This is a genomic window from Moraxella sp. CTOTU48268, assembly GCF_032069585.1.
GTDB classification, from domain to species: domain Bacteria; phylum Pseudomonadota; class Gammaproteobacteria; order Pseudomonadales; family Moraxellaceae; genus Faucicola; species Faucicola cinerea.
The window spans coordinates 1-11,404 of the sequence record NZ_DAMALV010000052.1; the positions used below are offsets into that span (position 1 = coordinate 1).

Here is an 11,404-nt window from a genome sequence, read left to right on the forward strand (position 1 = left end):
TGTTTCAACGCCTTTTAGGCGAATAGTATCGCCTGTTTTGCTAGAAGTAACATTGAGCCATACATTGTCAACCTGTGTGGGATCGGCATTACAGTAGGCAAGACCGACTTCAATATAGACAGGCTGTCCAGCAGAGGTTTGACTCAGATTGTTTTGGTAAGTTGGGTCTTTATATACAATGCTTGGCACGATAGCCACTAAGCTATCAGTTGCGCTAGCTTGTACTGTGTTATCTTCTTGCACTACGGCAGTGATGGGTACATCGACTGTGTCGCCATCTTTAAGCTCGGTACTGGACAAGGCTTTGACAATCAGATGAATTTGCTCACCTGCCGCGATACTTATCGTAGGCTGCAGCTCGGTCTCATTGCTATCAATAATGCCATTGTTGTTGGCATCAACATACACTTGAAAATTTGATAAGGTTTTTGGAATAGTAAAGTTGACGGCAACGGTCTCATCAGATGCGCCCGTATTTTCAAGGGTATTTTGCCATTGCACTTTATTCCCTGGTTTGATCGTGATTTTAAGGGGTTGGGTAAGCTTGATATCGTAACGAGGCAGAGTAAAAGATTGAACGATGGTGGTATTTGATTCGATTACGTTATTAATATCAGCGTTATCATATACTCTATAAGTAGCATTGGCAGTATTATTGATTTCGATAACACCGTGACCAATCGCAGCATGTGCTAAATTTACTTGAATAAGTAACAAACTTGTCATTAGTAAGGTAGGTTTACTTAGACAAGTTTTTCTTGCACTAGGTAACTGGTCAATACTAGCTAGCTTCGGCATATGATGACAAAAAAGTGTCATATCAGCGTTTCTCACTTATACAAAAAATAATCAACTAACTTTAATTGAGGGAAAGTCTAGAGAAATCGCTACCTTGCTAGACTTCCACCTCATATCACAATAATTAGTATTGCACTGATTATTTTGAAGTTTTAATTTTAACTATAAAACGTAAAAACACTGAACTTGGATTGGCTGTATCAGTTGTTTTCGGTATAGACATCAACGAAGAAACTACTGAACCAGTATCTGTGCCCGAAGCATCTTGAGTTGGCGTTGTTACTAAGCCATTTGCAGAATCGCGCGCAGTACCCGCAACATAGTTCGCTGCTTTAGACCATTTATCAGCAGTATCCGTAATTTGTACACCAGTAAGGTCTTTTGTGGTAAATCCATTTAATGCTTCAATACGATAAATAATGCATTGACCAGGTCTGACATCGTTAATGTCCGCTTTCGAATAAGTTTGGTTTGGATCAGGATTGCCGTCACAGTTAGCATCAATGACTTGAGTTTTATTTAAAGTCATAGATTGAACATTGAAAGTATCAGTTACCGTCACAGCAGCTGGTGCACCAGTACCACTTGGTGTTAATGTAATCGCGGTTTTTTCGGTTTTGGTAACAACTGCACCATTAGATGTAGTATTGTTACTACTAGCTTCTGTATAACTTACCGTTGCTGTACCACCCGTTGGGATACCAGTTGCTAAAACATCGCTAACATTAATAGGATTAGTAAGCTGAGTATAAGTTTTGGTGGCTACTTGGGAGCCATTCTTATCAAAAATAGTAACAGTTACAGGGCCAGTAGGTTGTATATTATTGCCAGTAGTTGCATCAGTGATGGCAATCTGTAATGGATTGGTGGTAGAGCCTTCAGCTTGGTTACCAGTATTGGTAATTGTATGCTTAATAGTTTGGGTTGATGTTGGTGCAATTTCAAAACTGCCATCGGCTGCAGTAACACCAGAGCTAGGTGTACCAGCTGAAATGGTTACATTACGGTTAGTAAACACAACGGTAGAATTTCGGTCGCCACCTGGTTGATCTGGATCAGTACCATCATCTGTGGTGGTGGTCTTAGTACTGGTGTTAGGTACACTAGAGTCTGTACTATCACGAATTTGCGGATTTGCTGTATCTGGAGTAGATGTGTCGTAATTGTCATATACCTCTGCATTATTAACCACTGAGCCAGCTGCAGCTAATGCTGCTTTGTCAGTTACTTTAACAGTAAAGGTAATGGTTGCAGTTTGACCACGGTTGAGATTAACTCCGCTTACCACAAGTTTAGAAGCAGTAGAGCCTGACGTGCTGCCATTATTGGCTGCGCCAGTTACTGTAATTGCTTGAGTGGTATCCAATGCAAGACCTGCGGGAATAGTATCTTGGATTAAAATATTGGTTGCATCAGCGCTATAAGTAAGTTTGTCAGTATTGGTGACTTTAATTGTGTATTGAAATGACGTTGTGGTATTCAAATCAATCGTTGAAGAAGCCGATTTGACAATACTAAAAATAGGCATTGATACAATCGCCTGGTTTTCGTTGATAAGATTGGCTTTGGTTGAATCAACTTTTGTAAGATAAGAACTGGTAGCGCTCAATGTTGAAAGAATTGAATCATTCGCAAGTGGTGTGGTACTGCTAGTCTGTACTTTCAAAGCGTAGCTTAATTCAGCGGTATAACCTGCTAAAAGCGTGATGGTTTGACCTGGATTAATTGTGGTAGTAGCACCTACCTCAGTACCATTTGTATCTCTAATAATTACTGTAATAGGTCCTGCTAGATTGCCAAACGTACCATCTTTTTTAGCACCGATGATATTGGAATTAACATCTTTTAGGTCAATGGTATAAGTATCGGTGACATTACCCGTATTTTTTAAGGTATTGGTAAAGGTAACACTGCTATTAGGCAATGCTAAAATCCCTTCGTTCTTGTCATCTGTTGGACTTGTACCTAGCGTAGCGACTAAGGTGAAACTACCAATTTCATTCACGTTAACAACAACAGCATTTGAAGTGACCGTAGGCTGAGCAACGCCATCCACACTGTAACTTGCAGTCGCAGTATTGTTAATTTGAATACCACCAGTTGGTGAGGCAGAACCTGAAGATGTGCTTGCTGATACACCATTAGCAATACCAAAACCCAGAGCTAACGCCACCCCAGCCGTTAGCACATTAGGATTAAAATTGAATTTTTTCATTCATAACTCCGAAAATAGGAAAAAAACAAGACTTGGGGGAAACGCCCTATTCAAATAAGACGTTATAGGTAACAGCAAAACATTAAAAATAAAAGAATTACCCAGTTATTGAACTTTTGCATTCAAACTAACAGTGGTACTCTGCTGAGCAGGTAAGGTCTTGACAATCCAGCGTACCGCACGATACTGCGATGCGGGTACTTCAACCATTTTGCCATTGACCTTACGCATAATTGGCAAATTCTCAAATTTTTTACCATCTAAACTGGCTTGTGTAGGCGCAGGGGAGCTTGAGCTGACATACACCATGTTCGCTGGGACAGGGAGGGTCAAAGCTAGATCCGTCATAGGTTTTTGGATGTTGTTGCGGTAAATCGCTTGATATTGGATGACATCGCCACTGTTGGCTCGATTGACCGTTTTTAGTACTTGCTTGCCATTTTCTGTGACGATTTGTTTGGCTTGTAAATTGACCGATAATGCATCTGCGGCATGGGCAATATTTGTCAAACTTAAGCCTAGAATAGTTGATAGGGCGAAGGTCTTTAAAAATTTTGAATTGTATAGATTGTATTTCATTTAAATACCTCTTTGTTAACTTGTGTCTATTATATCTTAGTGAATAATACGACAAATAATCGAAATTCGTCAAACGTCCTAAAAAGTCGATAAGCTGTAAAATTCTGTCAATAGTTTAATTATTTGAAGTTTTAAAAAGTTATATCGTTAAGGTTTGTATTGATTCTATCGTCAACAAGGATAGGGTGAGTTAGCATTAGATGAGAGTTGGTTAAGAAAAAAAACAATTGTTAAGAAAGAAAAATAAGCCGTTAATTTATTTTGTGTTTGTTAATTTATTTACCCTAATAATTTTATTTAATTTTATAAAATTATAGTTTAGGCTATAAATCAGCATTTTTATTAGAAATTTAACCATTTATCGGCTAACGTAACCATTAATCTAATCCATCCTATTGATAAATTTGTTAAGCCTATAAAAACTGAGGTTATGACGATTAGGGATGGGAAATACAAGTTTTGACTAAAGAGAGTAGAGGTTAAATAGTGGACTATACCTCCATGCTAACACTCAGTAAAAAATATTTGCACTAAAAAAGACCACGCTTTGGTGGTCTCTTTTAATCATAAATTAAGCTTAAGGCAAACTACTATCATACTTAGTGTTGAAATACAGTGAACGACTAGCGCCTTTGGCTAGTGACTGAACATCACTAACTACTGTACCATTTGCGCCAATTGCCACACTATTGGCAGTGTCAACTTTGAAGTTAGTTAACGTAGTATCTAAAGGATTGTCTAATAGTGAGTTAACTGTAGAGCCATTGACGCCTTTTTTCGGCAGCGCGTCTGTGATTCGCACATTGGTTAATGGGTTGGTCAAATTAGTGCGGTTATAAGCGGTGATTTTGTACGCCACGCACTTACGCGCATCGATACCTGACTGAGTGACAGCGTTATAAGTCAAGCCTAACATAGCGGTATTGGTGATATTACAATCATTGGTAGCTTGCTCTTTGACCAATACTAAGCCTGCGTTATTTTGTGATACTTCACCAAAATTGATATTTTGATAATCATAAGTTGTGCTTGTAAAAGTAATATTTGCTTGATTGTTGGTCGTATCTACTGGGTAGCTAGTAAGGTTACCATTAGGCTCACGTTGAATTAAGCAAACATTGGTAGCATTTGCCATCTGTGTACTAGTGGCTGAGATACTATAAGTACCATCGGAACCTACGGTCGCTGACTGAATGATAGTAGGTGTTGTAGTATTACAGTTTTTGGCTAAGTCAATGGTAAGACCGGCTTGAGTAATCCCTTTTTCAACGCTGCTATCATATACGCCGTTAAAATAAGTCGTATTTGTTCCTACTGGCACACTTAAATCATTGGCTAACGTCAAGCCACCATTGTCATTAAAGACAATGCCAGAGAAGGTATAGCGACGTTGCGAGTTGGTCACCGTACACGTCCAATTATCGCCATAAGTTAGGTTTAGACTATTGGGGTTAAGTGTCGTGACAGTTGTGCCATCGGCTTTTTTACAGCTATAGGTCGTAGCATATTTGGTTAAATCCGTAGTGCCTGCAGCAATCTCAGTAAGCTGGTATGTCTTGGTAGGGTCAACTTTGAACGTACCTGTCGTGCCTGTCCCTGTGGTGACAACATTGGTGGTGCCTGTCGTGGTGCTATTGGTAGTGCTATTTACGACGGTTGTCCCATTTTTGATTTGTACTGTGAATTGGTCGGTATTGGCGATGCGGTTGTCAGCCAGTACTTTGGTCAAAGATAAACGTGGCTGCGGAGTATAACAGTAGCCTTCAACTGCGATGAACATTTTTTGAAAGCCTGGGTTACCTATGAGTCTGTTATTACCAGATGTACTTGAATTAGTCTCATAGTCAATACCACTAGAGAAGCTATCGTTACCATAAGTTAACCTAACAGCTTTAATTGGAACCGAAAACTTATAGGTAATCTTACAATTACTATCTGCAGTGGTGTTCGTACACGTCGTACTTTGAGTATTTACGGTTTGATAAGTAAAATTGCTGGTTGTGGTCATGCCAGATGGTTTATATATAATATCTGGGATTACCCAATTATTGTTAGCATCTAACCCTTCAGCTTTTACGGCATCTTTAAATTGGAAATAATTTATATTATTGAGTCGTTCGTAAAAATTAGCATCAATATCAAATACACTTAGTTGAAAATTATTCAATAACTGAGGTTGCGTATCAAATTTATTTGTAAAATTATAAGTGACAATACGTGTAGCTGTTTTAGATGTGAAATCCTGGAAGAATTCGAAATTAGGTATGAGTGTTAATTCTGAAGTACCCGAATATGTATTACTTGATCCAGATACACTGCCTGTTGCTGCACTTAAACTATTGCTTGCAACCAAATAGCTTTCTGATGCCGTCCCTGTAATATTAACATTACTGGCGGGTGTTGGTGGATTGGTATTAGGCGCTAGGGAGCTATAATCAGTTTGAGCAAAGTTATCCGCAATCATCCCTGGAGGACAAGTCACATCAGCATAAGAAGTGCTAGTATTTAATATTGAAAATATTATACCTATCAGCATCAGCCAATAGACTTTGGGCTTAGCATATTGCATAGAGTTATCCTAATGTAACAATTATTTAATTATCTTAAAAATAAGTAAGTATTGGTACAATTTTAACGACAATTAAATTGAAATAAAACCTAAAACAGCAAACATATGTCAGAACGTTGTTTTTTTCCGATAAGCTGATGTTTTTAACCTTTTGTATCATCATACCTTCATAATTTTGTCATATTATCAGCATTTTTAAAGCTCATTAGAGACTCTAACTATGCCAAATAATCAGCCCACTGCTAATAGCAACCTTATCATCAGCAATCATATCACCGATATGCTTGATGACTTACCCCAATCACAGTTTTTAAATGATGAAACCCTCAAAAACAATGATAGACTGCGTCAACAAATGCATGACGACTTGATTGACAGCTATGATGAAGAGATTGAGTCCGAAATGGACGACTACATCCAAGATTTACGGTATGACGGGCAGCCGTTAACCGACAGCCAAAAAATCGCTCGCCATATTTATTTTAATGAATTGATTCGTCTGCAAAAAGAACTCATTAAATTGCAAGATTGGGTAGTAGCAACCGGTGAGCGCATCGTTGTCATCTTTGAAGGTCGCGACTCAGCGGGTAAAGGCGGCGCTATCAAACGTATCACCCAACGGCTCAATCCGCGCGTTTGCCGTGTAGCCGCACTGCCTGCACCCAATGACCGAGAAAAGACCCAATGGTATTTTCAGCGCTATGTCGCGCACCTGCCAGCCGCGGGCGAGATTGTGTTATTTGACCGCAGTTGGTACAACCGTGCTGGGGTTGAGCGAGTGATGGGATTTTGTACTGACGCACAATACGAAGAGTTTTTTGAGTCAGTGCCAGAATTTGAGCGTATGTTGGTGCGCTCGGGGATTCGCTTAATCAAATATTGGTTTTCTATTTCAGATGACGAGCAAGAGTCACGCTTTATGAGCCGTATTTATGACCCGCTCAAACAGTGGAAACTCTCACCGATGGATTTAGAATCGCGTCGCCGCTGGGAAGATTATACCAAAGCCAAGGAAGTGATGTTTGAACGCACCCATATTCCAGAAGCCCGTTGGTGGGTGGTTGAGGGTGATGATAAGAAAAAAGCGCGGCTAAACTGCATCAACCATCTGCTCTCACAAATTCCCTACCAAGAAATACAACGGGATAATGTGGTATTGCCAGAACGCGAGCATCACGACAATTACCAACGTGAGCCAATCGCTGAAGATATGTATGTGCCTAACGTGTACTAATTTTTTAGTTTACTCCGACAAAAAGGATACGCTATGTATCCTTTTTTAAATGCCCGCTGTTGTTGGTAAGTTAAACTTCAGCAATTGGCACGTCAGCGCTTAAAGAGACTGACTTGAAAACCGCAAATCTGACCATTGTGTTCTAGGTTCTGCATGGTAATTTGCAAACCATGCAGCTCAGCGATGCGGCGCACAATCGATAGACCCAAGCCACTACCAATCTCAGCTTGACCTGCAGGGCGAAAAAACCGCTCTGATAGCCGAGCAAGGTCGATAGGTGCAACCCCGTTGCCATTGTCAATAACTGTAATCACATCGCTATCTAACACTAACCGAATCGTGGTATGGTCAGGGCTATAGCGAATGGCATTGTCCAATAGGTTACGCAGCAAAATGCCGATTAACGTGGCGTTACCTGTCAAAGGCAAAATAGCTTTGGCATCCACTAACACATCACGGCGTAATTGGCTGTTTTTTTCGCGGGCACGACGGTTGACTTCTGAGAGAATGTCATTGGATAGGGCTATCCAATCAATCGGTGCAAAGGTCTGCGGATCGAGCCCTTGCTGCGGTGCCAGTTTCGCCAAAATCAGCAACTGTTCGACCAGTCGATTGGCGCGCTCATTACTGTGACTGATTTGTCGGCAGTGACTCAGGAGTGCATCAGTTTGGCTATCGGTTAAATTGGCTTGCAAGATGGTTTGTTGTAGCACATCGCTCTGTAGTTTAATGGCAGTGAGCGGGCTGCGTAATTCATGAGAGGCATCTGCGGTAAAGCGTTTTTCACGCTCAAGGGTATCCGCGACTTTATCAAATAACCCATTGAGCGCGTTTAGCAAGGGTTGAATTTCTAACGGTGTATCAACCGACAATGGGTTTTTATCTTCAGGGCTGCGAGTCCTCAATAAGTCACTAATCCGTTTGAGCGGAACAAAGCCACGTCGCACTGACAGCCATGTCAGTATAATCAATAGCATCACCCCAATCAGCGAGGGAACGAGTTGAATGGTTAATGATTTATAGATAATCTCTTGACGCGAATTAAGGTTTTGCCCGATGGCGATGAGATGGTTGGCGGCGTCATCGTGCGCATAAAACAGGCGCCACGAGTGACTAAAGGGATTGAGCTCTTGATAGGCACTGGTGTTTTCCAAAAAACCGTGTTGTTTGGGCAAAAATGTAAAATGCTGACCGTCTTTATCAGCCATCAGTAATTTACCGTTTTGATCCCAAATCGCAAAACCCATATAGTCTTCTTCTGCATCCCCTAAATCGCCTGATAGCAAGCCATTTTCAAGATTTAAAATTTTAGGCTCATTGGCAGGGTTGGCGAGATGAAGCTTAACATCTTGTGAGATACCAATCAGATAGCGGGCTAATTGGGTGATTTGGGTGTCATTGATTTCGTTGATTTCGTGCGAAAGCCGCCATACCGATATGAGGGTAATCGATAGCCAAATAATCGGTAGTCCGATGAGCAGGGAATTGAGTAGCTGCCTTTGGATACTATAAGATTTTTGAGTAGCAGGCGTCATAATGGTAACCGCTTAAAGCGGGATAGCGGGGGAATCATTCAGGGCGCTGCAACGCAGGATTGAGATAATAGCCAATACCACGCCGAGTGAGGATAAAATCATTGCCGAGTTTTTTTCGCAGGTTATGAATATGTACTTCAATCGCATTGCTTTCGATATCTTGCTGCCAACCGTATAGCTTATCCTCAAGGCTGGCGCGGCTATGCACCAAATTGGGATAGCTGATAAACTGCTCAAGAACGGTGATTTCTTTGGCAGTCAAATCCACCCATTTGCCTTGATAAAAAACTTGCTGCTGCTGTGGCAAATAGCTGACATCCCCATAGCGGATTTCAGTCTGACTGCGGCCTTGGCTACGGCGAATCAGAGCCTGCAAACGGGCAACCACTTCATCTAAAGCAAACGGTTTGACCAAATAATCGTCTGCCCCAGCATTTAGGCCTGCCACGCGGTTGGCAATGGCATCGCGCGCCGTAATAATCAGTACAGGCGTGTCAATCTTTTGCTGTCGCCAATTGGCTAAAATGGTCATCCCATCGCCACGTGGCAAGGTCAAATCCAATAACACGGCATCGAACACCCCTTCATGAATGGCCATTTCACCGAGTTTGGCATCAGCAAACCAATCCACCATCATGTTTTGTTGGCTCAAGCCTTTGACAATACCATCGGCAATGGTGGCATCATCTTCAATCAGTAAAATTCGGGTCATGAGGGTCTTCCGTGGGTTTTGTCTTAGTTTTTAGCAAAGGTATTTATTAAACGGTTTTTTCACCCGTTATCATCGATTTTACCAAGTTTTGCTGTTGTAGTCTTCCCATTATAATCGCGGCTGCCACATGTAAAGGGACTAGTACCCAAAGACTATTGGCTAAAAATTCGTGAATCACTTGGATGGAATCGTCTCCCCAAAATTGGTCGGTGGTTTGCAAATAGCCTGTGACACCCAGCGCGATAATAATGCCCCACAGCGCAAACATCATCAGCGCACCCAACGGATTGTGACCCAGATGACCGTGAAACTTATGCTGCTTGATGTCGGTCATATGCTCGCGAATGCGGGTTGGGGTAGGGAAAAAATTACTAAATCTGGCGTATTGGCTACCCACCAATCCCCAAAGTAAACGAGATACTACCAATGCCACGACGGCATAACCCATGTACTCATGCACATCACTACCGCCTTCAGTGACGATAAGGTTGGCAAAAATACCCGCAGCGACTGCCCAATGAGTGATGCGCACCCAAATATCCCAGACTTTGACGGTTTGTGCAGATTGTGGTTGTGGTAACATTGATATTTTCCATTGTCTAAACTATCAACACGGCTAAGTTAGCCGTGTGAAGGCATAACATTGGCAAACCTACCTCAAATTGCGTTGGTTGGACGGTTTGCTTATCTTATCATTAGTCGATTTCTGATTTAACGATTTTGCCGTCTTTGGTATCAAAGTACATTTCGACTTTTTTCCCACCTTTGCTTTTGCCATACATCTCAAAGCAGTTGCCATCAGTTTTGAATTTTTTGATAGTAAAGCCATGTTTTTCTAACGCTTTTTGAAAATCGGCTTGCGGGATTTGTTCGTTTTTTGGGTGTGCTTGGCAGTTGGCTTCGGCAAATGCGCTGCTGGCTGATAACATAGCGAGAGCCAATAAGCCTGAGGTGATTAATGATTTTTTCATAATGCCATCCTAAGTTTTTGATAGAGTTGTCAGGTCACGGGATAAGGTTGATACTGAGGTATATCCGAGTGGCTGAGTGTATTAAAACAACCTAACCTTAACGAAAACTTAGCTGAAGATGACGCAATAAAAATTGAAGCGAAGAATTAAAACCACTTGCAAAAGCAAAATTTTTTGGTAAAATGGCACTCCTACTTACGCAAGTAGATTGTTAGACCCTTTTAGGCATATAGCTCAGTTGGTTAGAGCACCACCTTGACATGGTGGGGGTCGTCTGTTCGAGTCAGATTATGCCTACCATATTCCAAAAGCCCCAATCGATTGATTGGGGCTTTTTTATTGCAGTGATATCAAGGGTTTACGTGGTTTTTCGAGAATTGAAATTTTGACCACTTTTGTGATTTTGGGCACAGAAAAATCGCTTAAAAATCTTGTGTGCCCAAATTGTGCCTTGGTTAATTTTCGAGCAAGTAGATTTTGGCCCCCACCCGAATTTAAAAGAGATGAAACTGAATTATTTTTTTTTGAGTTTCATTGCTTATTTTAAATAGCCTTCATGCCCTAAAAAAAATCCTTTCAAAGTTATTCCCTCCAAATTAAAAACATGGCTATTAGAAACTTTAAGACATTGACACACTAGTTTAGTTAACCGTCTTGAGATTGGAAAAATAGATACAAAAGTTGTTATACGGACTATATAAAGTTTTGAGTTTTCACGGTACGACTCTAAATCCACATACTAGGTTGTGTTGAACATTTAATATACAAAAGAACATAATGAGGAAATTTTG

Annotated in this window: 8 protein-coding genes, 1 tRNA gene and 1 pseudogene; 2 read left to right on the top strand and 8 right to left on the bottom strand. The window is 41.0% G+C overall.

All coding sequences use genetic code 11. The annotated features are described in order from the left end of the window. The 4 genes and pseudogenes from RT143_RS11540 to RT143_RS11555 form a co-directional block, all read right to left on the bottom strand. Nucleotides 1-726, bottom strand: a pseudogene (locus RT143_RS11540) (hypothetical protein); the annotation flags it as partial. A gap of 211 nt (nt 727-937) precedes the next feature. Then, nucleotides 938-3,013, bottom strand: coding sequence for a beta strand repeat-containing protein (locus RT143_RS11545; protein WP_313093180.1), 2,076 nt, complete (start codon nt 3,011-3,013; stop codon nt 938-940). Nucleotides 3,014-3,118: 105 nt separating this feature from the next. After that, complete coding sequence (locus RT143_RS11550; RefSeq protein ID WP_313093181.1) at nt 3,119-3,592, bottom strand: hypothetical protein; 474 nt, start codon at nt 3,590-3,592, stop codon at nt 3,119-3,121. Nucleotides 3,593-4,169: 577 nt separating this feature from the next. Continuing rightward, on the bottom strand, nt 4,170-5,372 hold the full coding sequence (locus tag RT143_RS11555; protein WP_313093182.1) for a hypothetical protein: 1,203 nt from the start codon (nt 5,370-5,372) through the stop codon (nt 4,170-4,172). A gap of 1,009 nt (nt 5,373-6,381) precedes the next feature. On the opposite strand from RT143_RS11555, the gene ppk2 reads away from it, so the two are divergent. Continuing rightward, complete coding sequence (gene ppk2, locus RT143_RS11560) at nt 6,382-7,395, top strand: polyphosphate kinase 2 (protein ID WP_409519719.1); 1,014 nt, start codon at nt 6,382-6,384, stop codon at nt 7,393-7,395. Between the two features lie 92 nt (nt 7,396-7,487). On the opposite strand, the gene RT143_RS11565 is transcribed toward ppk2, so the two are convergent. The 4 genes from RT143_RS11565 to RT143_RS11580 all read right to left on the bottom strand — a co-directional run bounded on the left by RT143_RS11565 (nt 7,488) and on the right by RT143_RS11580 (nt 10,613). Then, the gene (locus RT143_RS11565) at nt 7,488-8,930 is read right to left on the bottom strand and encodes an ATP-binding protein (RefSeq protein ID WP_313093183.1); all 1,443 of its coding nucleotides are present in this window, start codon (nt 8,928-8,930) and stop codon (nt 7,488-7,490) included. Between the two features lie 34 nt (nt 8,931-8,964). Continuing rightward, entirely contained in the window at nt 8,965-9,642 is a 678-nt protein-coding gene (locus RT143_RS11570) for a response regulator (protein ID WP_007117116.1), read from the bottom strand. Between the two features lie 46 nt (nt 9,643-9,688). After that, entirely contained in the window at nt 9,689-10,225 is a 537-nt protein-coding gene (locus RT143_RS11575; protein WP_313093184.1) for a cytochrome b/b6 domain-containing protein, read from the bottom strand. 112 nt (nt 10,226-10,337) lie between these two features. Further along, nucleotides 10,338-10,613, bottom strand: a complete 276-nt coding sequence (locus RT143_RS11580) for a PepSY domain-containing protein (protein ID WP_007117114.1) — start codon at nt 10,611-10,613, stop codon at nt 10,338-10,340. A 223-nt stretch (nt 10,614-10,836) separates the two neighbouring features. Here RT143_RS11580 and RT143_RS11585 point away from each other — a divergent pair. Further along, nucleotides 10,837-10,913: transfer RNA gene (locus RT143_RS11585), tRNA-Val, on the top strand. Nucleotides 10,914-11,404 lie beyond the last annotated feature (491 nt).

What these genes read in the sequence shown, in the direction of transcription:
- RT143_RS11580 (WP_007117114.1), bottom strand. Translation starts at nt 10,613, where the DNA reads ATGAAAAAATCATTAATCACCTCAGGCTTATTGGCTCTCGCTATGTTA.
- RT143_RS11555 (WP_313093182.1), bottom strand. Translation starts at nt 5,372, where the DNA reads ATGTTCATCGCAGTTGAAGGCTACTGTTATACTCCGCAGCCACGTTTA.
- RT143_RS11550 (WP_313093181.1), bottom strand. Translation starts at nt 3,592, where the DNA reads ATGAAATACAATCTATACAATTCAAAATTTTTAAAGACCTTCGCCCTA.
- ppk2 (WP_409519719.1), top strand. Translation starts at nt 6,382, where the DNA reads ATGCCAAATAATCAGCCCACTGCTAATAGCAACCTTATCATCAGCAAT.
- RT143_RS11570 (WP_007117116.1), bottom strand. Translation starts at nt 9,642, where the DNA reads ATGACCCGAATTTTACTGATTGAAGATGATGCCACCATTGCCGATGGT.
- RT143_RS11565 (WP_313093183.1), bottom strand. Translation starts at nt 8,930, where the DNA reads ATGACGCCTGCTACTCAAAAATCTTATAGTATCCAAAGGCAGCTACTC.
- RT143_RS11545 (WP_313093180.1), bottom strand. Translation starts at nt 3,013, where the DNA reads ATGAAAAAATTCAATTTTAATCCTAATGTGCTAACGGCTGGGGTGGCG.
- RT143_RS11575 (WP_313093184.1), bottom strand. Translation starts at nt 10,225, where the DNA reads ATGTTACCACAACCACAATCTGCACAAACCGTCAAAGTCTGGGATATT.